Annotated in this window: 20 protein-coding genes; 11 read left to right on the forward strand and 9 right to left on the reverse strand. The window is 71.7% G+C overall.

All coding sequences use genetic code 11. The annotated features are described in order from the left end of the window. Nucleotides 1-128: 128 nt before the first annotated feature. Nucleotides 129-3,113: a protein kinase gene (locus ACIGJO_RS14950; RefSeq protein WP_399957504.1), complete on the reverse strand. Its 2,985-nt coding sequence runs from the start codon at nucleotides 3,111-3,113 to the stop codon at nucleotides 129-131. Between the two features lie 195 nt (nucleotides 3,114-3,308). Continuing rightward, nucleotides 3,309-5,303, reverse strand: coding sequence for a serine/threonine-protein kinase (locus ACIGJO_RS14955; RefSeq protein ID WP_399957506.1), 1,995 nt, complete (start codon nucleotides 5,301-5,303; stop codon nucleotides 3,309-3,311). A 119-nt stretch (nucleotides 5,304-5,422) separates the two neighbouring features. Between ACIGJO_RS14955 and ACIGJO_RS14960 the strand changes: the two genes are divergently transcribed. Then, the gene (locus tag ACIGJO_RS14960; RefSeq protein WP_399957508.1) at nucleotides 5,423-6,526 is read left to right on the forward strand and encodes a serine hydrolase domain-containing protein; all 1,104 of its coding nucleotides are present in this window, start codon (nucleotides 5,423-5,425) and stop codon (nucleotides 6,524-6,526) included. A 109-nt stretch (nucleotides 6,527-6,635) separates the two neighbouring features. On the opposite strand, the gene ACIGJO_RS14965 is transcribed toward ACIGJO_RS14960, so the two are convergent. Further along, complete coding sequence (locus tag ACIGJO_RS14965) at nucleotides 6,636-8,342, reverse strand: glycerol-3-phosphate dehydrogenase/oxidase (protein ID WP_399957510.1); 1,707 nt, start codon at nucleotides 8,340-8,342, stop codon at nucleotides 6,636-6,638. A gap of 248 nt (nucleotides 8,343-8,590) precedes the next feature. Here ACIGJO_RS14965 and ACIGJO_RS14970 point away from each other — a divergent pair, with 248 nt between their 5' ends. Both ACIGJO_RS14970 and ACIGJO_RS14975 read left to right on the forward strand, forming a co-directional pair. Then, nucleotides 8,591-9,853 (forward strand): nucleotide sugar dehydrogenase, encoded by a 1,263-nt coding sequence (locus ACIGJO_RS14970; RefSeq protein ID WP_399957513.1) that lies wholly within the window; start codon nucleotides 8,591-8,593, stop codon nucleotides 9,851-9,853. 129 nt (nucleotides 9,854-9,982) lie between these two features. Continuing rightward, nucleotides 9,983-10,627, forward strand: a complete 645-nt coding sequence (locus ACIGJO_RS14975; RefSeq protein ID WP_399957516.1) for a hypothetical protein — start codon at nucleotides 9,983-9,985, stop codon at nucleotides 10,625-10,627. Between the two features lie 162 nt (nucleotides 10,628-10,789). On the opposite strand, the gene ACIGJO_RS14980 is transcribed toward ACIGJO_RS14975, so the two are convergent. The 4 genes from ACIGJO_RS14980 to ACIGJO_RS14995 all read right to left on the reverse strand — a co-directional run bounded on the left by ACIGJO_RS14980 (nucleotide 10,790) and on the right by ACIGJO_RS14995 (nucleotide 15,176). Then, complete coding sequence (locus ACIGJO_RS14980) at nucleotides 10,790-11,914, reverse strand: GuaB3 family IMP dehydrogenase-related protein (protein WP_007453079.1); 1,125 nt, start codon at nucleotides 11,912-11,914, stop codon at nucleotides 10,790-10,792. A gap of 105 nt (nucleotides 11,915-12,019) precedes the next feature. Next, nucleotides 12,020-13,522, reverse strand: coding sequence for an IMP dehydrogenase (gene guaB / locus ACIGJO_RS14985; RefSeq protein ID WP_399957521.1), 1,503 nt, complete (start codon nucleotides 13,520-13,522; stop codon nucleotides 12,020-12,022). Between the two features lie 142 nt (nucleotides 13,523-13,664). Then, nucleotides 13,665-14,240, reverse strand: coding sequence for a sigma-70 family RNA polymerase sigma factor (locus ACIGJO_RS14990; protein ID WP_266923001.1), 576 nt, complete (start codon nucleotides 14,238-14,240; stop codon nucleotides 13,665-13,667). Nucleotides 14,241-14,564: 324 nt separating this feature from the next. After that, nucleotides 14,565-15,176, reverse strand: a complete 612-nt coding sequence (locus tag ACIGJO_RS14995; protein WP_003948568.1) for a response regulator transcription factor — start codon at nucleotides 15,174-15,176, stop codon at nucleotides 14,565-14,567. Between the two features lie 423 nt (nucleotides 15,177-15,599). On the opposite strand from ACIGJO_RS14995, the gene ACIGJO_RS15000 reads away from it, so the two are divergent. Beyond that, nucleotides 15,600-15,932, forward strand: coding sequence for a WhiB family transcriptional regulator (locus tag ACIGJO_RS15000; RefSeq protein ID WP_329946503.1), 333 nt, complete (start codon nucleotides 15,600-15,602; stop codon nucleotides 15,930-15,932). Nucleotides 15,933-16,177: 245 nt separating this feature from the next. Here the strand turns inward: ACIGJO_RS15000 and ACIGJO_RS15005 are convergent, their stop codons facing one another. Then, complete coding sequence (locus ACIGJO_RS15005) at nucleotides 16,178-17,068, reverse strand: LysR family transcriptional regulator (RefSeq protein WP_399957525.1); 891 nt, start codon at nucleotides 17,066-17,068, stop codon at nucleotides 16,178-16,180. Nucleotides 17,069-17,149: 81 nt separating this feature from the next. Between ACIGJO_RS15005 and ACIGJO_RS15010 the strand changes: the two genes are divergently transcribed. Then, entirely contained in the window at nucleotides 17,150-17,827 is a 678-nt protein-coding gene (locus ACIGJO_RS15010) for an MOSC domain-containing protein (RefSeq protein WP_399957528.1), read from the forward strand. 60 nt (nucleotides 17,828-17,887) lie between these two features. Continuing rightward, nucleotides 17,888-18,661: an SDR family NAD(P)-dependent oxidoreductase gene (locus ACIGJO_RS15015; RefSeq protein ID WP_399957531.1), complete on the forward strand. Its 774-nt coding sequence runs from the start codon at nucleotides 17,888-17,890 to the stop codon at nucleotides 18,659-18,661. A 107-nt stretch (nucleotides 18,662-18,768) separates the two neighbouring features. On the opposite strand, the gene ACIGJO_RS15020 is transcribed toward ACIGJO_RS15015, so the two are convergent. Next, complete coding sequence (locus ACIGJO_RS15020; RefSeq protein ID WP_399957533.1) at nucleotides 18,769-20,304, reverse strand: right-handed parallel beta-helix repeat-containing protein; 1,536 nt, start codon at nucleotides 20,302-20,304, stop codon at nucleotides 18,769-18,771. A 282-nt stretch (nucleotides 20,305-20,586) separates the two neighbouring features. Here ACIGJO_RS15020 and ACIGJO_RS15025 point away from each other — a divergent pair, with 282 nt between their 5' ends. The 5 genes from ACIGJO_RS15025 to ACIGJO_RS15045 all read left to right on the forward strand — a co-directional run bounded on the left by ACIGJO_RS15025 (nucleotide 20,587) and on the right by ACIGJO_RS15045 (nucleotide 25,993). Then, nucleotides 20,587-21,702 carry a substrate-binding domain-containing protein gene (locus ACIGJO_RS15025; RefSeq protein ID WP_399957536.1) on the forward strand — a complete coding sequence of 372 codons (1,116 nt, stop codon included), beginning with the start codon at nucleotides 20,587-20,589 and terminating at the stop codon, nucleotides 21,700-21,702. A gap of 145 nt (nucleotides 21,703-21,847) precedes the next feature. Continuing rightward, entirely contained in the window at nucleotides 21,848-23,176 is a 1,329-nt protein-coding gene (locus ACIGJO_RS15030) for an ABC transporter substrate-binding protein (protein WP_399957539.1), read from the forward strand. Then, nucleotides 23,176-24,069 carry a carbohydrate ABC transporter permease gene (locus ACIGJO_RS15035; protein WP_399957542.1) on the forward strand — a complete coding sequence of 298 codons (894 nt, stop codon included), beginning with the start codon at nucleotides 23,176-23,178 and terminating at the stop codon, nucleotides 24,067-24,069. The genes ACIGJO_RS15030 and ACIGJO_RS15035 overlap by 1 nt, the downstream gene beginning before the upstream one ends. Further along, nucleotides 24,066-24,920 (forward strand): carbohydrate ABC transporter permease, encoded by an 855-nt coding sequence (locus ACIGJO_RS15040; RefSeq protein WP_329946511.1) that lies wholly within the window; start codon nucleotides 24,066-24,068, stop codon nucleotides 24,918-24,920. Before ACIGJO_RS15035 ends, ACIGJO_RS15040 begins: the two co-directional genes overlap by 4 nt. Nucleotides 24,921-24,964: 44 nt before the next feature. Further along, nucleotides 24,965-25,993: a hydroxyacid dehydrogenase gene (locus tag ACIGJO_RS15045; RefSeq protein ID WP_399957545.1), complete on the forward strand. Its 1,029-nt coding sequence runs from the start codon at nucleotides 24,965-24,967 to the stop codon at nucleotides 25,991-25,993. Nucleotides 25,994-26,102 lie beyond the last annotated feature (109 nt).

Here is a 26,102-nt window from a genome sequence, read left to right on the forward strand (position 1 = left end):
TGTGATGCTTGTCGCCCCGGTACGGCCGCCGTTCACGGGCGCCGTCAACGGCCGGGCCGGAGGCGATGTCACGGTGCGTGCCGCCGGGGTCGCTCCGCCGGGGCGCGGGCCGCGGTGATGACAGCCGGTCAGGACCCCACGCGGTAGGAGGCGATGGCCTGTTCGTAGATGGCGGTGACCTTGTCCCGCTGATCGTGCGGGCCGATCACCTGGATGATGTGGTACCTGCCGTCGACGATCATCGCCAGGTTGCGCACGTACACCTCGCGCCCGCCGCTCTCCTGCCAGGTGAACTGGCCCTCCGCCATGGCCTGTCGGCCGACGTCGACCCTGCGCAGTCCGGCCGACGAGGACCAGCTGGAGTCCCGGAACGGCTGGAGCTCCGGCTCCTTGTCCCGCTGATAGGCCAGCGGATCGGCGCCGTTGGCCTTGACGGTGTCACGGCCGGGCACGATCAGCAGACTGAACCCGTCGCTCCCGTAACGGATCTGACGGTCCGCGTTGGCGGGGCTGCGCTGCCAGTTCTTGACCACCCCGACCTCGAAGCCCTCCACGTCCTTGCGCAGCACATAGCCCGGGGCGAGCGCGACCGCGGAACGGCTGGTCTGCGGCTGCTGGGAGCCGGGGTCGGCGGAGGCGTCCGGCGAGGACCCGGGGGTCCCGGCGCCGGGACCGGCGGGGGTGGCGGAACCGGAGGGCGTCCGCACGGCGCCCGCGCCGGGCTCGTCCTCGGACATGAAGATCAGGGCGTACGCGACGGCGGCGGCCAGGCCCAGCAGGATGAGGACGAGCAGCAGCCGGCCGAGGCTGCGCGGCCCCCTCCCCCCGCCCGGACGAGCGGGCTCGCGCAGCACCCTGGGCCCCTTGGGCTCGCGGGGCGGGCGGGGCGGCCGGGAGTCCCGGGGTTCGGGGCTCTCGTACGGCTGCTCGGGCAGCAGGCCCGCCTCCTGCCACTGCTCCTCGTGGCGCTGCTCCTCCTGCCACTGCTCCTCGTGGTGCTGCTCCTCCTGACGCGGCTTCTGCTGACGCTGCTTCTGTTTGCCCTGGCGGTGCCGGCCGTGCGCCGAGCCGCCCCCACGGCCCCGGCGCTTGCGGACGAGCTCGCCCCGGCGCCGCACGATGGGGAGCCGGGTTTCGTCGGCAGAGGGCAGCGGGACGACGTCCGTGCCCGCTTCCGGCTCCGGGGCGGCCCGCACCAGGGAGCGCAGCCAGCCGCTCAGCTCCTCGACGTCGGGGCGCTCCGAGGGGTCCTGACGCAGCAGTGATTCGACGACGGGGCGCAGCGCGCCGCTCTCCTCCGCGAAGGCGGGCGGCTCGCCGCACACCATCTGGACGAGCTCGGCCGCGTTTTCCTCGGGGTAGGGGGCGTGGCCCTGGACCGCGCGGTAGAGCAGAGCGCCGAGCGCCCACAGGTCGGTGGCGGGGCCGATGGGCGGGGCGAGCTGCCAGTTCTCGTGGACCGGTCCGGCCTGCTCGGGCGCCCAGCGCTCGGTCACCGCGCCGACGACGGCGATCCGTGCCTGCCGGGCGCGTTCGGCGGCGCGCGGGGTGGCGGGGCCCCGGTAGACGGTGGTCCCGCGGCCGGCCGCGACGACCTCGTCCCAGCCGCCGGACCCGGACCCGGCGGGCAGCGGCTCCGGGCCGGGCGGTACGGGGGTGCTGCCGGGGCGGCGCGAGTCGGCGCGCAGCGCGTCCTCGCCGGAGCCGCCCGCGGGGACGGGGCGGCCGGAGCCCGGACCGTCGCCCCAGGTGCCGGCCAGGTGGACCCGTCGGCCGGGCGGACGGCCGTCGCCGCCCTCGTCGTCGTCACGTCCGTCCCGGCCGGTGTACGGGGCATCGTCGGCGTACGGGTCGGGGGCGTACGGGTCGTCCGAGGCGTACCGGTCATCCTCCGCATACGGGTCGTCCGACGCGCTGCCCCAGGCGCCGGGGAGCACGGAGCCGCCGGAGGCGGGGCGCTGGGCCGGCAGAAGGGCCGTGTCGTCGTCGGCCGGGCCGTCCTCGGTGCCGTCCCTCTTGCGGTACTTGTCCTCGTTCCCCCGGGCGGCGGCGCGGGCGCCCGCACGGTAGGCGGCGATGGCCCCGGCGCGCGCTGCGCGCAACTGCGCGGCGCTCGCGGCCCCGGGCGGCACGGTGCCGGGCCGCACGGGGTCGAGCGGGGCGGGGTCGAGCTCGGCGGGGTCGAGCTCGGCGGAAGGCTGTGCGGGAGGCTGTGCGGAAGACTGTGCGGCGGAGAACGGGACGGCCGGGGTTGCCGGTCGCGGAACGATCTCCTGGCTCTCCGGGCGGGCGGGCGCCGGTCCAGCGCCGTAGGTGCCGTCCGGGTCGTCCATGTGATCCGGGTGATCCGGGTGATCCGGGTGATCCGGGTGATCCGGGTGATCCGTGTCGTCCACGTGATCCGCGTCGGCGTAGGTGCCGTACGCGTCGTACTCGCCGTACTCGGCCGACCCGTCCCGCTCGCCCTCGTCATCAGCGGCGTGGTCGTCGTCGTCATCGTCATCGTCGGGCAGCGGTGCCGTGACATATCCGCACAGCGCTTCCTCCGCCGCTCCGGCCGCCAGGCCGGTCAGCACCACGCGGCCGTCGTCGCAGATCAGGACCGTACGGACGGTGATGTTGCGATGGGTCCAGCCGTGGGCGTGCAGCACCCGCAGCGCCGTCAGCACATCGGAGCCGATCTCGGCGGCCCGGTACGGGTTGAGCGGACGCTCGGCGAGGAGGGCGGCCAGCGGGCGTGCCGGTACCAGTTCACTCACTATCCAGAGCGATCCCGCCTCGGCGAACACGTCGAAGACCTGGTCGAGCCGCGGGTGGTCGGGCACCTGGGCCGCCGCCTGCGCGGCCTCGATCGCCCGCCGGACGGCGGGGTCCGTGGAACGGCGCACCGCACGGCCCGCGGCGCGTCCGGTGCCGCGCCCGCCGGCCGGTGCCAGGCCGTCGCCGTCGAGCACCTCCGCGTCCACGATCTCCGGCAACGGCACCTGGCGGACCAGGACTTCCTGCCCGCTGTATGTGTCGAACGCCCGGGTCTCGACCAGTTCGTAACCGTCGAACGGGGGCAGGGGAAGGCGGTAGCGGTCGGCAAGCACCCGACCCGCGTAGTCGTCCACGACGCCTCCCCAGAGCGCACTGTCCCCCGGTCACCAGGGCCGTATGAATCAGTCAATTACGGTCAGTTGCCGCGCAATTGACCTGTGGTTCCGGGTGCGTACGATCCCCGGCCTCTTACGATACGTGGCAAGCCCCGGCCACGCGGCCGGGTCACGGCAACCCGGCCGCCGCGGGCCCGCCCCTCGGTCCGGCTGTCAGTCAGTGGGCTCGAACGTGGCGAACGCCGTCTCCCGCATCGTCCTGCACTCCGCCTCGTCCCACTCGCTCGCCTTGCAGCTGACCATGATCGAGTAGCCGCGCTTGGCGTCGACCTTGAAGCCCCGGTTCTGGACCCGGACCCGCATGCCCTTCTGGTTGCGCTCGAAGTGCCAGTCGGCGACGGTCGGGTACCCGTTGTAGTCGACCTTGTCGATGCCGATCTGTTTGAAGCCGTCGCTGCGGACCTTGGTGCCCGCCACCGCCCCGGCCCAGGCCGCCGCCGCGTCGCTCCCGGGCGAGTCGTTGAAGTCGACCTGGACCCGCGGGAAGCCGCCGTCGGCGTTGTAGATCCCGCCGGAGTTCCTGCCCGCGATGGCGTCGCGCTTGAAGCCCCCGGGCATCGCCATGGTGAAGTGGAACCGCTTGTCGGCGACCTTCTCGTACCCGGCGGGCAGGGCGTCGGCCGGGGGCTTCGGCGGGTCCGCCGGGTCCTCGGTGTTCGGGTCCTGCGTCTTGGGGTCCTGGGACGGCTGCTCCGAAGCCTTGCCGTCGCTCCCGCCCTGGCCCTCCTTGCCCGCGCCCCCCTGGCCCTGGGCGGAACCGGCCGAGGCGGAGGTGTCGCCCTTGCCCGAGCCGCCCCGGTCGTCCTTGTCGTCGCCCCCGCTGAGGGCGATCGCGAGCACCGTGCCGATGATGGCGAGCGCGACGACGGCCGCGATGACCGCCAGGGTGCGGCGGGGCACCACGTCGGTGAGGGACGCGCGGACGGGCGCGGGGCCGGCCTGCGGTCCCCCCGGGCGCTGCGGCGGCACCGCGGCGGAGCCGGCCGGTGCCGCCGGGGGCTTGGCCTTGGGCGCGGACGCCGGAGCCGCGGCGGGCGCCGCCGGGGAAGCCGTCACGGGATTCCGGTCCTGCGGCCGGGGCCTCCCGTCGGGCGCGGCCGGGGCCGCCCCGGACGCGGAGGCGGCGGCAGCACCGGCCCCGGCACCCGCCGCGACCGCCTTCCCGTTCCTTACGGAGCGCAGGGCGCCGCGCAGCCGGTCGCGGGCACCCTCGCCGGACTCGCCGCCCGGCCCGGCCGCCTGCACCGGCAGGGCCATGATCTGGGTGGAGTCGGCCGGCGGCGGCACCGGCACGTCCGGAGCGTTGATCACGGCGTTGAGCAGGGCACGCGCCCCGGCGTCGTCCAGCCGATGGTCGGGGTCCCGGGCGAGCAGGCCGTAGATGACCTCCTCCAGCGGGCCCGCGTTCTTGGGCGGGTCGAGCGGTTCGGTCATCACGGCCGTCAGGGTGGCGATCGCCGACCCCTTGTCGTACGGCGGGCAGCCCTCGACGCTCGCGTACAGCAGTCCGCCGAGCGACCACAGGTCGGCGGGCGGCCCCGGCTTGTGGCCACGGGCCCGCTCGGGAGAGATGTACGAGGGGGCGCCGACGAGCATGCCGGTCGAAGTGACCGACGGGTCGCCCTCGACCTGGGCGATGCCGAAGTCGGTCAGCACGACCCGGCCGTCCTCGGAGATCAGCACGTTGGACGGCTTCACATCGCGGTGCAGGATGCCCTCGCGGTGCGCCGAGCGCAGCACGTCGAGGATGGCGAGCCCGACCTCCGCGGCACGCCTGGGGGTCAGCGTCCCGTCCTCACGGATCGCCTCGGCCAGCGACTTTCCCTCGATCAGTTCCATGACGATCCACGGCCGGTCGTCCTCGTCGACCACGTCGTAGACGGTCACCGCGCCGTTGTTGCGGATCCGCGCGATCGCCTTCGCCTCGCGCAGGGTGCGCGTGATCAGGCGGCGCTTCTCGTCCTCGTCGATGGCCGACGGGAACCGCAGTTCCTTGACCGCGACCGTGCGGCCCAGCGTCTCGTCGGCAGCGCGGTGGACCGTGCCCATGCCGCCCCGGCCGAGCACCTCCCCGAGCCGGTAACGCCCCGCGAGAAGACGACCTTCCTTGTCCCGTTGGGGCTCCCGTGCCTGCTCCGCCTCCGACATGCGTCCCCTCTGCGATCAACCCGCCCTGGCAGAGCGTTCATTGTCCCTCACCCCGGGACCGGTCCTGGTGCCGGGTCGGGGTCCGCCATGATGTGGCCGGAGGAAAGGGATCCCCCGCCATGCCGACACTCAGGGCGCTGCTCGCCGCCCCGCTGGTGCTTTTTCTGCTCGTCCCGGGTACGGCGTGCCCGTCCAGCGAACCACATCCCACGCCCGCAGCCTCCTACCTGCCCCGTCTCCTCGTCCAGGGCGACGCCCCGGCCGCGGCCCTGCTGACCCGCGATTCCGCCACTGCCCCGGGCCGGACATACGCCTCGGCCGGTCCCGGCATCCGGCAGCGGGACCGGTTCCGGGCAGGCAGCGTCACCAAGACGTTCGTCGCGACGGTGATCCTCCAACTCGCCGGGGAGGGCAGGCTGAAGCTGTCGTCCCCGGTCGAGCGTTATCTCCCCGGGCTGATCCGCGGCCGCGGCAACGACGGCCGCCGCATCACCCTGCGCGCGCTGCTCACCCACACGAGCGGTCTTCCCGACTACGCCGCCGGCCTGCCGGCCGTCACCCCCTCCATGACCGGCCGGGCGGGCCCGTCCGCACCGCCCCCGTCCGCCGGGGCGACGGTCCGGGCCGCGACGGCACGCCGCCCCGCCACGGCGCCCGGCCGCTACGCCTACTCCAACACCGGTTACCTGACGCTGGGCCTGGTCATCCAGCGCGTCACCGGTCACTCCTACGCCACCGAGATCAGGCGCCGCATCCTCGCCCCCCTCCGCCTCGGCGGAACCTCCCTCCCGGGCTCCCGAACCGGTCTGCCCGCCCCGCACTCCCGCGGCTACCACCGCGATCCGCGGGACGGGTCCCTGCGGGACGTCACCGCGATGGACCCGCGCCTGGCGGGCGCCGCAGGCGAGATGATCTCGACGCTCGCCGACCTGAACCGCTTCTACGCGGCCCTGCTGGGCGGCCGGCTCCTGCCCCCCGCCCAACAGGCCGCCCTGCTGAACACCCGTACCGCCCACGGCTCCTACGGGATGGGCGTCTACCCGCAGAAGCTCTCCTGCGGCATCACGGTGTGGGGGCACAACGGCCGCGCACCGGGCAGCTACGTCCGTACCGCCGCGACCCGCGAGGGCCGACATATCCTCACTTTCCGCATCAACGCGGACACCTTGTCCGATAACGGCCTGGAACCTGCCCTGCTGGAGGCGGAGTTCTGCCGCGGCTGACGCCACTGCGGCTGACGCCACCGCGGGGGCGGCCCCCGCCGTGGACCGCCGCCCGTCGGAACCGCTGCCCGCCGTGGACCGCCGCCCGTCAGGGGCCGCGGGACGCGCATCAGATCGGCACGATGTCCGGCGCCCCGAGCCGTGCCGCGTCCGCCGTCAGGTCGTCCGGCTGACGCTGCGACTCCCGCTCCGCCTCCACACGCTTCTCGTAGTGCTCGACCTCCCGCTCGACCTGCCCCGCGTCCCAGCCCAGCACCGGGGCCATCAGCTCCGCGCACTCCCGGGCGGAGCGGGTGCCCCGGTCGAAGGTCTCGATGGAGATCCGGGTGCGCCGGGTCAGTACGTCGTCGAGGTGTCTGGCCCCCTCGTGCGAGGCGGCGTAGACGATCTCGGCCCGCAGATAGTCGTCCGCCGCCGCCAGCGGTTCGCCCAGTGAGGGGTCGGCCGTGATCAGCTCCAGGATCTCCTCGACCATGGAGCCGTAGCGGTTCAGCAGATGCTCCACCCGGGCGACGTGGATGCCCGTCCTGGCCGCGATCCTGGCGCGGGCGTTCCACAGGGCGCGGTAGCCCTCGGCGCCCAGCAGGGGGATGTCCTCGGTGACACAGGCCGCGACCCGCTGGTCGAGCGCGTGCACCGCTTCGTCCACCGCGTCCTTGGCCATCACCCGGTACGTCGTGTACTTGCCGCCCGCGACGACGACGAGCCCGGGGACCGGGTGCGCCACGGTGTGCTCGCGCGAGAGCTTGCTGGTGGCGTCCGACTCACCGGCCAGCAGCGGCCGCAGCCCGGCATAGACACCCTGGACGTCGTCCCTGGTCAGCGGGGTGGCCAGCACCGAGTTGACGTGTTCGAGCAGATAGTCGATGTCGGCACTGGACGCCGCCGGGTGGGCCTTGTCGAGGTCCCAGTCGGTGTCCGTCGTCCCGATGATCCAGTGGCGTCCCCACGGGATCACGAACAGCACGGACTTCTCGGTGCGCAGGATGAGGCCGGTCGAGGAGTGGATCCGGTCCTTGGGGACGACCAGATGGATGCCCTTCGACGCCCGTACGTGGAACTGCCCGCGCTCACCGATCAGCGCCTGGGTGTCGTCCGTCCACACCCCGGTCGCGTTGACCACCTGCTTGGCCCGGACCTCGTACTCCCCGCCCCCCTCGACATCCCGCACCCGGGCCCCGACGACCCGCTCGCCCTCGCGCAGGAAGCCGACCACCCGCGCCCGGTTCGCCACCTGGGCGCCGTATCCGGCGGCGGTGCGCACCAGGGCGGCCACATAGCGGGCGTCGTCCATCTGCGCGTCGTAGTACTGCAGGGCACCGACCAGGGCGTCCCGCTTCAGCGCGGGCGCGACGCGCAGGGCTTGCCGGCGCGAGAGGTGGCGGTGCACCGGCAGTCCGCGGCCATGGCCCGAGGAGACCGACATCGCGTCGTACAGCGCGACACCGGATCCGGCGTAGAGCCGCTCCCAGCCCTTGTGCTGCAACGGGTAGAGGAAGGGCACCGGCTTCACCAGATGCGGGGCGAGCCGCTCCAGGAGCAGCCCGCGCTCCTTCAGCGCCTCCCGCACGAGCGCGAAGTCGAGCATCTCCAGATAGCGCAGCCCGCCGTGGATCAGTTTGCTGGACCGGCTCGATGTGCCGGAGGCCCAGTCGCGGGCCTCGACCAGTCCGGTCGAGAGCCCTCTGGTCGCGGCGTCCAGCGCCGTCCCGGCGCCGACCACGCCCGCCCCCACGACCAGCACGTCCAGTTCGCGCTCGGCCATCGCGGCGAGCGCCGCAGCGCGCTCCGCGGGTCCCAGTGTCGCTGTCCTCACTGCTGCCTCCCGGTAGATCGGGGTGGTCGGGCACGGTGGTGCGGCCCGGCCCGGGAGGCCGGGCGTCCGTGCCCACCTCTCGATTCTGTCCGCGGTCGGCGACTTCAGCCACCGCCTGTGGACAACACCCGGACAACCGGAGCCACACAATGCGACATATAGGTCATATTTACGCCTAGTCTGACATTGCGCTGTTCCCAGCAGTTGCGCATTCCGTCTTCATGGTCTTAGGGAAGGACGGCCTCGACATGCCCGCAGACCTCGCCGTCATCGGACTCGGTCACCTCGGCCTGCCCCTCGCCCAGGCCGCCGTCGCCGCCGGCATCGACACCGTCGGTTACGACACCGACCCACGCCCCCGCACGGAACTCGCCGCGGGCCGCACCCCCGTAGAGGGCTCCCTCACCGCCTCCGACATCCGCCGGATGCTCTCCGGGGGCTTCCGGCCCACCGGCGACCCGGCCGAGCTCGGCCGGGTCCGTACCGCCGTGATCTGCGCCCCGACCCCGCTCGGCGCCGACCGCACCCTCGACCTCACGGCGCTGGGCGACGCGGCCCGCGCGCTGGCCGCCCGGCTGCGGCCGCACACCACCGTCCTGCTGGAGTCGTCCGTCCCCCCGGGCACCACCGAGAACTTCCTGCGCCCCCTGCTCGAAGAGGGCTCGGGCCTGCGCGCCGGACGCGACTTCCACCTCGCCTGCTCCCCCGGCCGGCTCGACCCCGGCAACCGCACCCACGTCTACGCCAACACCCCCAAGGTCATCGGCGGGCTCACTCCCGCCTGCACCGAATCGGCCGCGGCCTTCTACGGCCGGCTCACCGACAAGGTCGTCCGGGCGCGCGGGCCCCGCGAGGCCGAGATGACCAAGGTCCTGGAGACCAACTTCCGGCACGTCAACATCGCCCTGGTCAACGAGATGGCGGTGCTCTGCCACGACCTCGGCGTCGATCTGTGGGACGTCATCCGGTGCGCCGAGACCAAGCCCTTCGGCTTCCAGCCCTTCCGGCCGGGACCCGGCGTCGGCGGCCACGGCGCCCCGGTCGACCCCGGCTACCTCCCGTACAGCACCCGCACCCCCGGCCACCCCCTGCGCATGGTCTCGCTCGCCCAGGAGATCAACGACCGTATGCCGAGCTATGTGATCCAGCGTTGCGCCACCCTGCTGAACGAGCACGGCAAGTCCGTCCGCGGGGCCAGGGTCCTGCTCCTGGGCGTCACCTACAAACCGGACAGCGCCGACCAGGAGGCCTCCCCCGCCCGCGAGATCGCGACCCGGCTGATGGACATGGGTGCGCAGATCGGCTACCACGACCCGCACGTCCTGGACTGGCGCGTCCGCGAGCTGCCCGTGCCGCGCGCCGACTCCCTGTACGAGGCCGCCGCCGGCGCCGACCTGACCGTCCTGCTCCAGCAGCACCGCACCTACGACCTCCAGGGCCTCGCGGTGAAGGCCCAGCTTCTCCTGGACACCCGGGGAGCCACCCCCGCCGGAGCCGCGCACCGGCTCTGAAGAAGCCTCCCGAACGGGCTCCGGGCCAGTCGCCCCAACGTTTTCGGTGGGCGTTGTCGGAACTGACTGCTAGCCTGCGGCGTCACAACTCGCACAGTCGTGCGCATTCGCCCCAGGGGGAGACCCACCGTGAGCCAGCCCGTGCCGCCGAACCAGCCCCAGCAGCCCTACGGGGGCCAGCCCGCCGACGGCAACCCGTACGCGAACCAGCCGCAGCCCGGTGCCCCGACCGGCAACCCCTACGGCCAGCAGCCGGGCGCCCCGACGGGCAACCCGTACGGCCAGCAGCCCGGCGCCCCCACCGGCAACCCCTTCGCGGGGCAGCAGCCGGGCCAGTTCGGCGGCGGCACCCCCTTCACCCCGGCACCCCCGGCGCGCAACAACCTCGCGCTCGGTGTGGTGACCGCGCTGGGCGCGGCGATCATCGCGGGCATCCTGTACGGCGTGATCGCGGGCTCCATCGAGCGCGAGGTCGGTTACGCGGCGGTCGGCGTCGGCTTCCTCGTCGGCTTCGCGGCCAGCAAGGTCGGCGGGAGCAACCCGGTCGTCGTCGGGGCCGCCGCGCTCTTCTCGCTCGGCGCCGTCTACCTCGGCCAGCTCGTCGGCATGTCGATGATCATGGCGGACGTGGCGGGCGCGACCTTCTCCGAGGTCTTCTTCGACCACTTCGACGTGGTGAGCCGGCTCTGGAAGGAAGAGTCCGACTTCATGACCTACCTCTTCCTCGCCCTGGGACCGATCGCCGCGATCGGCGGCGCCAAGAAGGCCGGCTGACACCCGCCCCGCCCGTACGGGAATACGGAAAGGGCCCGGACCGTCATATGACGGTCCGGGCCCTTTCCGCAGGTACGGTTCAGCGTTCCGCAGGTACGGCTCAGCGTTCCGTGGGCACGGTTCAGCGTTCCGCAGGTACGGACCGGCTTCCGTGGGGACGGCTCAGCGGCGGTGCTGCGAGTCCGCCACCGTCACCTCGACGCGCTGGAACTCCTTGAGGTCGCTGTAGCCCGTGGTGGCCATCGCGCGGCGCAGGGCGCCGAAGATGTTCATCGAGCCGTCGGGGGTGTGCGAAGGACCGGTGAGGACCTCCTCCGTCGTCCCGACCGAGCCCAGGTCCACCAGCTTGCCGCGCGGCACGTCCTCGTGGACGGCCTCCATGCCCCAGTGCCGGCCACGCCCCGGGGCGTCCGTCGCACGGGCCAGCGGGGAGCCCATCATCACGGCGTCCGCGCCACAGGCGATGGCCTTCGGGAGGTCGCCGGACCAGCCGACGCCGCCGTCCGCGATCACGTGGACGTAGCGGCCGCCGGACTCGTCCATGTAGTCGCGGCGGGCCCCGGCCACATCGGCGACCGCGGTCGCCATCGGGACCTGGATGCCGAAGACGTTGCGCGTGGTGTGCGCGGCGCCGCCGCCGAAGCCCACCAGGACACCGGCCGCGCCGGTGCGCATCAGGTGCAGGGCCGCGGTGTACGTGGCGCAGCCGCCGACGATCACCGGGACGTCCAGCTCGTAGATGAACTGCTTCAGGTTGAGCGGCTCGGCCGCACCCGAGACATGCTCGGCGGAGACCGTCGTACCGCGGATGACGAAGATGTCCACACCCGCGTCGACGACGGCCTTGGAGAACTGGGCGGTGCGCTGCGGCGAGAGCGCGGCGGCGGTGACGACACCGGAGTCGCGCACCTCCTTGATGCGCTGCCCGATCAGCTCCTCCTGGATCGGCGCGGAGTAGATCTCCTGGAGCCGGCGGGTCGCGGACTCGACGGGCATCTCGGCGATCTCGTCGAGCAGCGGCTGCGGGTCGGCGTGCCGGGTCCACAGCCCTTCCAGGTTGAGCACGCCCAGGCCGCCGAGCTCGCCGATCCGGATCGCGTGCTGCGGAGAGACCACGGAGTCCATGGGAGCGGCCAGGAACGGCAGCTCGAAGCGGTAGGCGTCGATCTGCCAGGCGATCGAGACCTCCTTCGGGTCACGGGTGCGGCGGCTCGGTACGACGGCGATGTCGTCGAATGCGTATGCCCGGCGGCCGCGCTTGCCGCGCCCGATCTCGATCTCAGTCACGATGATGTGGCCTTTCCCTCTACGTCTGCGCTGACCAGTATCCCCGACACACGCGTGAGGGGCGGTCCCGGGAACACCGGTCCGCCCCTCACCTGCGGTTTCGCGTTACTTCCTGCTGTAGTTCGGCGCCTCGACGGTCATCTGGATGTCGTGCGGGTGGCTCTCCTTGAGACCCGCCGAGGTGATCCGTACGAACCGGCCGTTGGCCTGGAGCTCCGGCACGGTGCGGCCGCCGACGTAGAACATCGACTGGCGCAGACCGCCGGTGAGCTGGTGGACGACCGCGGAGAGCGGGCCCCGGTAGGGCACCTGGCCCTCGATGCCCTCGGGGACCAGCTTCTCGTCGGAGGCGACGCCCTCCTGGAAGTAGCGGTCCTTGGAGAAGGACTTGCGGTCGCCGCGGGTCTGCATCGCGGCGAGCGAACCCATGCCGCGGTACGACTTGAACTGCTTGCCGTTGATGAAGAGCAGCTCGCCCGGGGACTCCTCGCAGCCCGCGAGCAGCGAGCCGAGCATCACGGTGTCCGCGCCGGCCACCAGGGCCTTGGCGATGTCGCCCGAGTACTGGAGACCGCCGTCGCCGATGACCGGGACACCGGCCGCCTTGGCGGCGAGCGAGGCCTCGTAGATCGCGGTGACCTGCGGAACGCCGATACCGGCGACCACCCGTGTCGTACAGATGGAGCCGGGGCCGACGCCGACCTTGATGCCGTCCACACCGGCGTCGATCAGCGCCTGGGCGCCGTCACGGGTGGCGATGTTGCCGCCGATGACATCGACCGACGCGTTCGACTTGATCTTGGAGACCATGTCGCCGACCAGCCGGGAGTGGCCGTGGGCGGTGTCGACGACGATGAAGTCGACGCCCGCCTCGATGAGCGCCTGGGCACGCTCGTAGGCGTCGCCCGCGACACCGACGGCCGCGCCGACGAGCAGCCGGCCGCCCTTGTCCTTGGCCGCGTTCGGGTACTTCTCGGCCTTGACGAAGTCCTTGACGGTGATGAGGCCCTTGAGGACCCCCGCCTCGTCGACCAGCGGCAGCTTCTCGATCTTGTGGCGGCGCAGCAGCTCCATGGCGTCCACGCCGGAGATGCCGACCTTGCCGGTGACCAGCGGCATCGGCGTCATGACCTCGCGCACCTGGCGCGTGCGGTCGGGCTCGAAGGCCATGTCACGGTTGGTGACGATGCCGAGGAGCTTGCCCGCCGGGTCGGTGACCGGGACGCCGCTGATGCGGAACTTGGCGCACAGGTCGTTCGCCTCGCTGAGCGTGGCGTCGGGGTGCACCGTGATCGGGTCGGTGACCATGCCGGACTCGGAGCGCTTGACCAGGTCGACCTGGTTGGCCTGGTCGGCGATGGAGAGATTGCGGTGCAGTACGCCCGCGCCGCCCTGCCGGGCCATGGCGATCGCCATGCGTGCTTCGGTGACCTTGTCCATCGCTGCGGAGAGCAGCGGGATGTTCACCCGTACGTTCTTCGAGATGTACGAGGAGGTATCGATCTGATCGGGCGCCATGTCGGACGCGCCGGGCAGCAGCAGCACGTCGTCGTATGTCAGCCCGAGCGTCGCGAATTTCTCGGGCACTCCGTCGACGTTTGCAGTCATGACACCTTCCCCAAATGGCCTTGATCGGTGCGGATGTCCATGCTAACGGGCTCCACGGGTGTCTCATTCCACGATCAAGATCACTAAGAGTTTTTGTACCTTCCTACGGTTCGCACGCCCGGCCCCTCCGCCGCCCGGCGGGCTACTGCCCGGCGAGGGCCCGCAGCCTGCTGAGCGCGCGGTGCTGGGCGACCCGGACCGCGCCCGGGGACATGCCGAGCATCTGCCCGGTCTCCTCCGCGGTCAGACCGACCGCGACCCGCAGGACCAGCAGTTCCCGCTGGTTCTCCGGAAGGTTGGCGAGGAGCTTCTTCGCCCAGGCCGCATCGCTGCTGAGCAGCGCGCGCTCCTCGGGGCCGAGGGAATCGTCGGGCCGCTCCGGCATCTCGTCGGAGGGGACGGCCGTCGACCCCGGGTGCCGCATGGCGGCGCGCTGGAGGTCGGCGACCTTGTGGCCCGCGATGGCGAAGACGAAGGCTTCGAAGGGCCTGCCGGTGTCCTTGTAGCGCGGCAGTGCCATCAGCACCGCGACACACACCTCCTGCGCCAGGTCCTCCACGAAGTGGCGAGCGTCACCGGGCAGCCGGTTCAGCCGGGACCTGCAGTAACGCAGAGCGAGGGGGTGGACATGGGCCAGCAGATCGTGGGTGGCCTGCGCGTCGCCCTCGACGGCACGGTGCACCAGAGCACCGATCACCGTTGTCTCGTCGTCGCGCATCGGACCATGGTGCCTTGATGCGTTCTGGTCCGCTCCACCGCGTCCTGAGTTGTGCACCGAAGCGTTATGAGCGGGTGCGCCGGATGTCATGTCCTGCGCCCTCCCCTTCCGCTCGTCCGAATCGTTCCCGAGGAACTCCACGACTCAAGGATGCGTCATCGGCCGGGAAGCGTCACACAGCGCCGGTACGGAGGGTCCGGCACAGGCACGCCGCCGGGCTCCGGGTCCACCGCCGCGGCCGGACCGCCGGCCCGTCGGCCGCGTCGCCCCGTCCGCCGGAGTGCGGACGGGGAAGACCTCGGCTGCCGGGCACGGCCCCCGCCCTCAGCGGACCAGACCCCAGCGGAAACCGAGCGCCACCGCATGGGCGCGGTCCGAGGCGCCGAGCTTCTTGAACAGCCTCCTGGCGTGCGTCTTCACCGTGTCCTCGGAGAGGAAGAGCTCGCGCCCGATCTCCGCGTTGGAACGGCCGTGACTCATGCCTTCGAGCACCTGGATCTCCCGCGCGGTGAGCGTGGGGGCCGCGCCCATCTCGGCGGACCGCAGCCGGCGCGGGGCGAGCCGCCACGTCGGATCGGCCAGCGCCTGGGTCACGGTGGCCCGCAGCTCGGCGCGCGAGGCGTCCTTGTGCAGATAACCGCGGGCCCCGGCGGCGACCGCGAGCGCGACCCCGTCCAGGTCCTCGGCGACGGTCAGCATGATGATCCGGGCCCCGGGGTCCGCGGAGAGCAGCCGCCGGACCGTCTCCACACCCCCCAGACCGGGCATGCGTACGTCCATCAGAATCAGATCCGAACGATCGGCACCCCAGCGGCGGAGGACTTCCTCGCCGTTGGCCGCCGTCGTCACACGCTCGACGCCGGGCACAGTGGCCACCGCGCGACGGAGCGCTTCTCGGGCGAGCGGGGAGTCGTCGCAGACGAGGACGGATGTCATGACCGTCCTCCGCAGCTGATGCGCGTCACCTTGAGCCTCCAGGCTGATACAAGTCGTCACCTGTGCGGTTGACCCCCTCGGACATGTGCCCGAGCTCGTTCTCCGTCAACCGCCTCCGCCCTCTCAACGATGGTCACTCGAAAGAGTTACGGGTCGGACCGTCGGGTTCGGCACTCTACGTGAAGGGCCGCACACGGAGGAGAACGGCGCGGGCGATCCACCTCCCACCCGAATCTCCACCCGAAGGTATGCCCTATTTGGCGGGTTTTCTTCCCTTTTCCCGGTGTCTATGGCTAGATTCGCAATCAGTCATATTTACATCTACTTACACCGTAGATGTACGGTCGGAACTCCGGCCGCCGAAAGATCGACGACGGTCGAGGATGCCGTTTCCGACTCAGCACGGTTTCGAGGGGACAAGCAATGGCAGATTTCTCCCGCCTTCCCGGACCCAATGCAGACCTGTGGGACTGGCAGCTCCTGGCCGCCTGCCGAGGGGTCGACAGCTCACTGTTCTTCCACCCGGAAGGTGAGCGCGGGGCGGCTCGGAGCGCACGCGAGACCTCGGCGAAGGAGGTGTGCATGCGCTGCCCGGTACGCGCCGAGTGCGCGGCACACGCGCTGGCGGTACGGGAGCCCTACGGAGTGTGGGGCGGCCTGACCGAGGACGAGCGCGAAGAGCTCATGGGCCGCGCACGCAACCGCCTGATCGCGGCGACCCCGTCGGGCGCCGCCCACGGATCCGGACGCGCCTGACACCCGGGCCCGCCCTCCTGACGCAGAAACGTTTCTCCCAAACGGCGGACATGGCGCGCACCGGGAACGGACGACGTCGTACGCCGGCGCTGGAGCGCGCCGTGAGTCGGCACGGGACAGCTCCGTGAGCCGGCACCGCACGGCACGGTGGGCCGCGCGGGCGCCGGCGGCGCCCCCGGTGGCCACCCCGGCCCGGGGCCACCGCCCCGCGGACCGGTGGCCGCCGCGGACCGGCGGGCGTCAGCTCAGCGGGCGGCCGCCAGGGACAGCTGGTCCAGGGTGGCCGCCACCGCCGGGACCCGGGCCAGGTCCGGCAGGGTCAGCGCCACGATCTCGCGCTCGATGGCCGGCTCCACCGTGATGGTGCGGGCCCCCTTGGGGCGTACCGACTCGATCGCCAGCGCCGGGAGCACCGCCACCCCCAGGCCCGCGCCGACCAGGCCGATCACCGCCGGGTAGTCGTCCGTGGCGAAGTCGATCCGGGGGGTGAAGCCGGACTCCTCGCAGACCTCCACGAGCTGGCGGCGGCAGCGCGGGCAGCCGGCGATCCAGGGCTCTTCGGCCAGTTCGCCGATGCCCACGCTCTCCGCCCCGGCCAGCCGGTGCCCGTCCGGAACCAGGCCGATGAGCCGGTCTGTGAGCAGGGGGCGTGCGACCAGGTCGTCCCATTCGCCACCGGATGTCCCGTACCGGAAGGCCAGCGCGATGTCGCAGTCGCCGTCGCGCAGCATCTCCACCGACCTCGGCGGCTCGGCCTCGACGAGGGAGACCCGGGTGCCGGGGTGCTCCGCGCGCAGCGCGGCGAGGGCGCCGGGGACCAGGGTGGAGCTGCCGCTGGGGAACGAGACGAGCCGGACCCGGCCCGCCCGCAGCCCGGCGATCGCGGCGACCTCCTCCTCGGCGGCGGTGAGCCCGGCCAGGATGCCGGAGGCATGCCGTACCAGCGCCTCGCCCGCCTGGGTGAGGCGCATCTCGCGGCCCGTACGGATCAGCAGCGTGGTGCCCGCGGAGGACTCCAGCGCCTTCATCTGCTGGCTGACGGCGGGCTGGGTGCAGCCCAGTTCACGCGCGGCGGCGGAGAAGGAGCCGGTGGTGGCCACGGCGCGCAGGACACGGAGATGACGGGCTTCGATCACCCCACCACCATAAGCGACTCTTGCATGAGTGGCGAATTATTGCCTAGTTACTTTGAGACATGATTCGTTAGCGTATGCGGCATGAAGCTGCTGACCGTAAATGTGGGGATCCCCCGCCCCTCCGCGTACTCCGACGCCCCGACCGGAATCGACAAACGGCCCGTCGAGGGTCCGGTACGGGTCGCCGATCCGGGCGCGAAGGGGATCGGCGGCAGTGGGGTCGGCGGGGACGCGGTGTGCGATCTGCGCCACCACGGCGGCAGCGACCAGGCCGTGTACGCCTTCGCCCGCGAGGAGCTGGACGGCTGGGAGCGGGTGCTGGGCGGGCGGGAGCTCCCGAACGGAGCGTTCGGCGAGAATCTGACGACCCTGGGCATCGACGTGAGCGGCGCGAGGATCGGTGAACGCTGGCGGATCGGCACCGGCCTGGTGCTGGAGGTGACCTCGGGCCGCATTCCGTGCCGGACCTTCGCGGGCCATGTCGGCGAGAAGGGGTGGGTCAAGCGGTTCACCGGGGCGGCCGCCCCGGGCGCGTACCTCCGGGTGATCGAGCCGGGCACGATCCACGCCGGGGACCCCGTGGAGATCGTGCACCGCCCCGACCACGACATCACGGTGGCCCTGCAGTTCCGCGCGGTGACGACCGAACGGGATCTGCTGCCCCGCCTGTTGGCCGCCGGGGACGCGCTGCACCCCGAGGCGCTGCGCAAGGCGCGGGCGTACGTCGAGGAGCACGGCCCGGGGCCGTTGGGCGCATAGCGCTGTCCGCCCGGCGGTCGGAGGGTCCGGCAGGGCGCGCGGGGCACTAACGTGCCGCGTATGACGACTGCACTGATTACGGGCGCGACGGCGGGAATCGGGGCCGCCTTCGCGCGGCGGCTCGCGGGCGACGGGCACAACCTGGTGCTGGTGGCCCGTGACACCGAGCGGCTGCGGGTCCAGGCCACCGAACTGCACGACCGGCACGGCATCGAGGCCGAGGTGCTGAGCGCCGATCTGTCCCAGGACTCCGGGATCGCGGCCGTCGAGGCGCGGCTGGAGGACGCCCTGCACCCGGTCGACCTGCTGGTCAACAACGCCGGTTTCGGCCACAAGGGGCGCTATCTGGATGTGCCCGTCGCCGATGAGCTGATGATGCTGAAGGTGCACTGCGAGGCCGTGCTGCGGCTGACCTCGGCGGCGGCCGCCGGTATGCGGGAGCGGGGCCGGGGCGGGGTCATCAACGTGGCCTCCGTCGCGGCGTTCCTGCCGCGCGGGACGTACGGGGCGTCGAAGGCGTGGGTCGTGCAGTTCACCCAGGGCACGGCGAAGGATCTGGCGGGGTCGGGGGTCAGGCTGATGGCGCTCTGCCCCGGCTTCGTCCGTACGGAGTTCCATGACCGCGCCGGGATGGGGACGGGCAACATCCCGGGGTGGATGTGGCTGGACGCCGACAAGCTGGTGGCGGCGGCGCTCTCGGATCTGGCGCGCGGCAAGTCGGTGTCGATCCCGGACCCGCGCTACAAGGCGCTGATGGGACTGGTCAAGGTCACGCCTCGCGGCCTGCTCGGAGGGGTCTCCTCCAGGACAGGCCGCAAGTACGGACCTCGGTGACCGGTGCGCGGTGACCGGTGCGCGGTGACCGGTGCGCGGTGAGGGGAGCGCGGTGAGGGGAGCGCGGTGAGGGGTGGCGACCGCCCGGCCCGGACGCGCAGCGGGATCTACCGGACGCCGCGGCCCGCATAGGCGCCGATGTTGGGGGCGCCGGGCTTCAGCCTGTTGCCGAAGTAGTCCTTGCCGCCGTTGTCCTCGATCTCGGCTCCGGCGGCGAGGGCGGGCGAGCCCTTGCCCAGCCGGAAGTCGGGGCGCAGCTTCGGGTCGGCCGTGATGCCACCGGGGTCGGGGCGGGTCATGTCGATGCCGTGGAAGGCGTTGTGGTCGAAGGAGAGCCCGGCGCTCGGGTTCTTGAAGGCGTAGCCGCCGGTGCCCTCGCTCACGAAGAGGTTGTTGCGGATGGACAGTTCGTGCCGCGTGGTGGCGGGGCTGCCGGCGTCGTCCTGGACGAGGTAACCGGGCACCGTCTCCGCGCTGTTGACGAAGGTGTTGTTGTGGATACGGGTGTCGAGGATCGGGCCCCAGCAGTTCTGGATGAGGCGCGCGCCGTCGTTGCGGCTGACGTTGTAGCGGGCGACCGTGCCGATGGTCCGGGCCCCGCTGTACGGGCAGATCAGCAGGAAGCCGCCCTTGTTGTCGTGGCTGTAGTTGTACTGGAAGACCGTGTTCCGGGAGGCGCCGTCGGCGTCGAAGGACATGCCGTCGTGGGTGTTGCCGCCGTCCGAGACCTCGTTGTACTCGATGGTCGTGTCGTCCGTGTTGAAGGTCCAGATGCCCGCGTTGGCGGAGGGCGAGCGGAGCTGGAAGCCGTCGATCCTGTTGTGGTCGACGCGGGCGCCGCTGGTGGTGTCCAGCTTCATGCCGTCGCCCGCGAGGGACTTCAGGGTGTTGTGGTGGATACGGACGCCGGTGCTGGGCGTCCACTCCCCCGGGTAGACGTTCGGGTCCTGCTGCTGGCCGACCAGATCGCGCTTGGAGAAGGTGGACTTGAAGTAGATGCCCTCGCGGTCGACGTTCTCGATCCGGTTGTAGCCGATGTCGAGACCGTCGTACCGGCTGGCCTTCGCCGTGCCCTCGACGGCGATGTGGATCGCGCTGGAGCCGGCCAGTGTCTTGAAGTCGCCGCCGCGCACATCGTGGATGTACAGGCCCGAGATGCTGAAGCCGCGGGCGGTGCCGTAGTCGGTGAGCCGGAGACGGACACCGTTGCGCTCGCTGCCGGGGTTGTCGGCGTTGGTGATCTCCAGGTCGCGGAGGTGGACGTACTGCGTGTTGGAGAGCAGTACGGCATCGTGGGCACCCGCGCCGTCGAGCCGGGCGCGGGCGGCGCCGTGGCCGTAGTCGGCGATGGTGAACGGGGCGCGGGCGGAGCCGCCGCCCCGCGGGGCGAGGGTGCCGGTGCAGGTGGCGCCGCGCCGGAAGAGCAGCCGGTCGCCGGGGCCGTAGGTCCGGGCGTTCGCCTCGGCGAGGCCGGTCCAGGGCCGCGCCCTGCTGCCGTCGGCCGCTGCCGTGCCGGGGGTGGCGGAGCAGTCGACGTGGTGGGTACGGCCGGTGGGCGCGGCCTGCGCGCTGCCGGTGCCTGTGGCGGTCAGACCGGCGGCGGTCAGGGCGGCGAGCGCGACGGCGGTGACGCGATGTCTCACAATTCCTCCGTACGAACAGTCAGGGTCGGTCGGGCAGTTGGGTCGGGCAGGGGCGGTGCGGTCGGGTCGGTTCACCGGCCGGTGGATCGGCCGGTCGGCCGGATCGGTCGGTCGGACCGGTCGGCGTCGCCGGAATCCTGAACGCCGATTGATCGAACGTCAATGGATTGCGTTTGAATGATCGAAACTGCCATCGTTCGATCACGCTGGACTAGGGTCGGGACAGGCTCCGGGAACGGCCGGACCGGGGACCGCGCCACACATTGCGAGGGGACTGCTGCCGTGCGCGAAAGTGCTGCTGAACGTCATGACCGACTGCTGGACCTGGTCCGCGAACGGGGCTCGGCCCGCGTCTCGGATCTCGCCTCCCTGCTGGGGGTCTCCCCCGTCACGGCCCGCCGGGACGTGGAGGATCTGGCGGTCCGGGGTCTGCTCGACCGGGTGCACGGCTCCGTTTCCTGGCCGCGGGCCGCCACGCCCGCGTCCGCCGCGGCCCCCGGTCCGGGTGCCGCCGGCCCGGGTGGCGGGACGGTCCTGGGCATGCTCGCGCCCTCCGCGACGTACTACTTCGCCGAGGTGATCCGCGGAGCGCACGAGGCGGCGGCGCGGGCCGGCGCCCGGCTGATCCTGCGGATCTCCGACTACCGCCCGGAGGAGGACCACGCCCGCACCGAGGGCCTGCTCGCGGCGGGCGCCGAGGGCATGCTGGTCGCGCCCGGCTGGCGGCGGCCCGGCGACCCGGCGGCGTTCGGCGACTGGATCACCTCGCTGCCCGTGCCCACCGTGCTGCTGGAGCGGCAGCCCGCCGCCGGCTCCCCGCTCGACGCCCTGGACCGGGTCTGCTCGGACCACCGGCACGGGGTGCTGCTGGCCGTGCGCCACCTGGTGGGACTGGGCCACGGCGCGCCGCTGCTGATGGCCCGCGCGGACTCCCCGACGGCGGTCGCCGTGCGGTCCGGGTACGAGGAGGCGCTGGGCGTCCTGAAGCTGCGCGCCCCGCAGGACGTGATCGATTCCGTACCGGCCGAGCTGGCCCCGGACGGCTTCGAGGACGCGGTTCTGGCCCTGCGCGACGCGGTCACCTCCGGGGTGGCCACGGCGGCGCTGATCCACAACGACGTGGACGCGATCCAGGTGGTGCAGCGCCTGGCCGAGCTGGGTGTGCGGGTGCCGGAGGACCTGGCGCTGATCGCGTACGACGACGAGGTCGCGGCCCTCGCCGACACCCCGCTCACCGCGGTCGCGCCGCCGAAGCGCGAGGTGGGGCGGCACGCCACGGAACTGCTGGTGGAGCGGCTGGCGCAGGCCCGCGGCACGGGCGGCGCCGCCCCCCGCCGGCATCTGTCGCTGCTTCCCGAACTGCGGGTCAGGTCCTCCTGCGGGGCCCCTCCGGGGTAGGCCTCGCGCGGTCTCCGCGACCACTTCCGTTCGTAACTTATTTGATCTTTTTTCGATCAATCAATCTTTCGCTCTTGACTTCGGTCACGGCTGGTTCAAGGATCACGGCCAACGCCAATGTCGTCGCCTGTTCAGGAGCCACGCTGTGAGCCGCAGTCGGAGCAGAACGTCCCATGTCATAGTCGGCGCCGCCACCGCCCTCGCCGTTCTCACGGCCTGCGGCGGCAGCGGTGACGACTCCGCAGCCCCCGGAAGCGACGGGAAGCCCGTCAGCATCACCTTCTGGGGCTGGGCCAAGGGATCGAAGGAGGTCGTTGACGCGTTCAACGCCTCCCACAAGAACATCAAGGTCGTCTACGAGGAGATCCCCTCCGGCAACGCGGGCGGCTACGCCAAGATCTCCAACGCGGTGAAGGCGGGCAACGCCCCCGACCTGGTCAGCATCGAGTACCCGCAGCTGCCCGAGTTCGTCAGCCAGGGCGCCCTCCAGGACATCAGCCAGTACGTCACCGACGACGTCAAGAAGAAGCTGCTGCCGCAGGCGGTGGAGCTGACCACGCTGGGCGGCAAGAACTGGGCCGTCCCCTTCGACGCCTCGCCGCAGGCGTTCTACTACCGCCAGGACCTGTTCAAGAAGTACGGCGTCGAGGTCCCCACCACCTGGGACGCCTTCCGCAAGGCCGCCGAGGACGTCAAGAAGGCCGACAAGAAGGCCCGGATCGGCACCTTCTTCCCCGACGACCCGACCACCTTCCAGGCGATGGCCTGGCAGGCCGGGGCCCAGTGGTACAAGGCCGAGGGCGACACCTGGAAGGTCTCCACCACGGACGCGGCCACCACCAAGGTCGCCGACTACTGGCAGGGACTGCTCGACGACGACCTGATCCGGGCCAACGCCTCCTTCAGCCCGGAGTGGACCAACTCCCTCAAGAACGGCGGCACCGTCGGCTACCTCGGCGCCGCCTGGGGCGCGGGTGTCCTGAAGGGCACGCTGCCCGAGCAGAGCGGCAAGTGGGCGGTCGCCCCGATGCCCAGCTGGGACGGCAAGCCGGCCAGCGGCATGCTCGGCGGCTCCACGTTCGCGGTGTCGAAGAACAGCAAGAAGGCCGAGGCCGCCGTCGAGTTCGCGACCTGGATGTCCACCACCGAGGACGGCATCAAGGCCCGGATCGAGTCCGGTACGTCGAGCGCCTTCCCGGCCGCGGCCGAACTGCGCCCCGTGGCGAAGAAGGCCTTCGACGCGAGCTTCTACGGCGGCACGGACATCTACCAGGTGTTCGAGGGCGCCGCGACCTCCATCGGCCAGAACTGGGCCTGGGGCCCGACGACCGGCACCTCCAACACCGTGATCAAGGACCAGTTCGGCAAGGTCGCCAGCGGCGGTTCGACGATCTCCGAAGCGGTGAAGGCGGGCCATGACGCCACGGTCGCCGAGCTCAGGAAGCGCGGCCTGAAGGTCGAGGACGCCGGCTGATGAAGCGCGCCCGGACATCCAGAGCCGCCGCCGTCCTGCTGGGGCCCTTCTTCGTACTGTTCACCTTGGCCATGCTCGTGCCGATCGGATACGCGGTCTGGCTCAGCCTGTTCACCGAGAAGCAGTCCGGACTGGGCTTCGGCGGCACCGAGACCGTCTTCAGCGGCCTCGACAACTACGCGGCGGCCCTGGGCGACCGGGCCTTCCGCGAGGGCTTCGTCGTTCTGCTCGGATACTGCCTCTTCTACATTCCGCTGCTGCTCATCGGGGCCCTCGCCCTCGCCCTGCTGCTGGACTCCACGCTGGCCCGCGCCCGCCGGTTCTTCCAGCTCGCGCTGTTCCTGCCGCACGCCGTGCCCGGCATCATCGCCGCGCTGATCTGGGTCTACCTCTACACGCCCCAGCTCAGCCCGGTCGTCAGCGCCATGGAGTCCGGCGGGATCGGCTTCGACTTCTTCTCCCCCGAAGGCGCCCTTCCCTCCATCGTCAACATCGCGCTGTGGGAATGGCTCGGCTACAACATGGTGATCTTCTACGCCGCGCTCCAGGCCATCGACCGCTCCGTACTCGAAGCGGCCACGGTCGACGGCGCCGGCGCCTGGCGGGTCGCCCTGTCCATCAAGATCCCGCTGATCCGCGCCTCCGTGGCGATGGTCGCGCTGTTCACGATCATCGGCTCGCTCCAGCTGTTCACCGAACCGCTGATCCTCAACAAGGGAACGGGCTCGGCCGTCTCCTCCACCTGGACACCGAACATGTACGCGTACACCGCGGCCTTCGAGCGCAACGACTACGGACTCGCCGCGGCCGCCTCCATCCTGCTGGCCCTCACCGCCGCGCTGCTCTCCTTCGTCGTCACCCGCTTCACCGGCCGGAAGGGCAAGAAGGCATGAACTCATCGACCCGCCCCAGCCGCTGGATGTCCAAGACCGCGGTCAACGGCTTCCTGCTCCTCGCGGTCGTCTACATGCTCTTCCCCCTCGTCTGGCTGGTCACCGCAGCCACGAAGGACACCGGGGACCTGCTCGCGGGCAGCGCGTTCTCCTTCGACGGCTTCAACCTCGGCGAGAACCTGTCGAACCTCGCCTCCTACGGCGACGGCATCTACTTCCGCTGGTACCTCAACAGCCTCCTGTACGCCGGTGGCGGCGCGATCGTCTGCTCGCTGATCTGTGTGGCCGCGGGCTACGCCTTCGACAAGTACGAATTCCGGGGCAAGGAGAAGCTGTTCGGCCTGGTCCTGATGGGCGTGCTGGTGCCCACCACCGCGCTGGCCCTGCCGATGTATCTCCTGGCCTCCGAGATCGGCCTGGTCAACACCTACTGGTCGGTGCTGATCCCGGTGCTGGTCAACCCGTTCGGTGTGTACCTCGCACGGGTGTTCTGCACCGGCTATATCCCCAACGAGGCGCTGGAGGCCGCCCGGATCGACGGGGCGGGCGAGCTGCGCACCTTCTGGTCGATCGGTCTGCCCATGGTGATGCCGGGCTTCGTGACGGTCTTCCTCTTCCAGTTCACCGCGATCTGGAACAACTTCTTCCTCCCCCTGGTGATGCTGTCGGACCGCAAGCTCTTCCCGCTGAGCCTCGGTCTGTACTCCTGGAACACCAACACGCACGGCGAGCCGAGCTTCTACCCGCTCGTCGTCACCGGCTCCCTCCTCGCCGTGATCCCCCTGATCGTCGCCTTCGTCTCGCTGCAACGGCACTGGAAGGCGGGTCTGACCGCCGGAAGCGTCAAGTGACCGCCGGACCGCCCGCGCGAGCCCTGAGGAGTACGAGTCCCACCATGCCCCACGCCACTGACAACCGGCCGAAAGCCCTGCTGGCGATGGCCCCCGGCATCGCCGAACGCCTCCTCGCCGAACGCCACCACACCCGGCTGGCCGCCCTCACCCGCACGGACACCCGGCTCGTCGGCCATGACCTGGCCGCACCGACACCCGAGGTGGCCGCCGCACTCGCCGAGGCCGAGGTGCTGTTCACCTGCTGGGGAGCGACCCCGCTCACCGCCGAGGTCCTGGCCGCCGCCCCGCGGCTGCGCGCCGTCGTGCACGCCGCCGGGTCGGTGAAGCACCACATCACCGACGCGTGCTGGGAGCGCGGGATCGCCGTCACCTCCGCCGCGGCGGCGAACGCGCTCCCGGTCGCCGAGTACACGGTGGCCGCGATCCTGTTCGCCAACAAGCGCGTCCTGCACGCCGCCCAGCGCTACCGCACGCTGCGCGCCGACCACGACTGGCGCGACGAACTGGACGGCACCGGCAACTACCGCCGGACCGTCGGCATCGTCGGAGCCTCCCGCATCGGCCGCCGGGTGATCGAGCTGCTGCGCCCGTTCGATCTGGACGTGGTGCTCTACGACCCGTACGTCTCCGAGGACGAGGCCGCCGCGCTGGGGGTCGGGTCCGCGTCGCTGGCGCAGGTGTGCGCGCGCAGCTCGGTCCTCTCCGTCCACGCGCCGCAGCTCCCGGCCACCCACCACCTCATCGGCGCGGAACAGCTGGCGCTGCTGCCGGACGGGGCGACGCTGATCAACACGGCGCGGGGTTCGCTGGTGGACGAGGAGGCACTGCTCCCGGAGCTGGTGAGCGGGCGGCTGCACGCGGTGCTGGACGTCACGGAGCCCGAACTCCCGCCGTCGCAGTCCCCGTTGTACGACCTGCCGAACGTCCTGCTGACCCCGCACATCGCGGGCTCGCTCGGCAATGAGCTGTACCGGATGGCCGACCGGTCCCTGGACGAGCTCGAACGTTTCGCCCGGGGGCTGCCGTTCGCGGACCCGGTGACGCCGGGGGTGCTGCACCACTCGGCGTGAGCCGCCGGCACGACGCACCGAGGCCCGGTGCCCCCGCGACGGGGGTACCGGGCCTCTGTGGTTGCCGTTCCGGTACGGCGCGCTGCCGTACCGGAACGGCGTACTGCGG

The organism is Streptomyces sp. NPDC079020 (assembly GCF_044542225.1).
GTDB lineage: Bacteria > Actinomycetota > Actinomycetes > Streptomycetales > Streptomycetaceae > Streptomyces.

Bases quoted from the DNA above. Each gene is read 5' to 3' on its own strand.
- ACIGJO_RS14955 (WP_399957506.1), bottom strand. From the start codon at position 5,303: ATGTCGGAGGCGGAGCAGGCACGGGAGCCCCAACGGGACAAGGAAGGT.
- ACIGJO_RS14960 (WP_399957508.1), top strand. From the start codon at position 5,423: ATGCCGACACTCAGGGCGCTGCTCGCCGCCCCGCTGGTGCTTTTTCTG.
- ACIGJO_RS14970 (WP_399957513.1), top strand. From the start codon at position 8,591: ATGCCCGCAGACCTCGCCGTCATCGGACTCGGTCACCTCGGCCTGCCC.
- guaB (WP_399957521.1), bottom strand. From the start codon at position 13,522: ATGACTGCAAACGTCGACGGAGTGCCCGAGAAATTCGCGACGCTCGGG.
- ACIGJO_RS14990 (WP_266923001.1), bottom strand. From the start codon at position 14,240: ATGCGCGACGACGAGACAACGGTGATCGGTGCTCTGGTGCACCGTGCC.
- ACIGJO_RS14995 (WP_003948568.1), bottom strand. From the start codon at position 15,176: ATGACATCCGTCCTCGTCTGCGACGACTCCCCGCTCGCCCGAGAAGCG.
- ACIGJO_RS15000 (WP_329946503.1), top strand. From the start codon at position 15,600: ATGGCAGATTTCTCCCGCCTTCCCGGACCCAATGCAGACCTGTGGGAC.
- ACIGJO_RS15010 (WP_399957528.1), top strand. From the start codon at position 17,150: ATGAAGCTGCTGACCGTAAATGTGGGGATCCCCCGCCCCTCCGCGTAC.
- ACIGJO_RS15015 (WP_399957531.1), top strand. From the start codon at position 17,888: ATGACGACTGCACTGATTACGGGCGCGACGGCGGGAATCGGGGCCGCC.
- ACIGJO_RS15035 (WP_399957542.1), top strand. From the start codon at position 23,176: ATGAAGCGCGCCCGGACATCCAGAGCCGCCGCCGTCCTGCTGGGGCCC.
- ACIGJO_RS15040 (WP_329946511.1), top strand. From the start codon at position 24,066: ATGAACTCATCGACCCGCCCCAGCCGCTGGATGTCCAAGACCGCGGTC.
- ACIGJO_RS15045 (WP_399957545.1), top strand. From the start codon at position 24,965: ATGCCCCACGCCACTGACAACCGGCCGAAAGCCCTGCTGGCGATGGCC.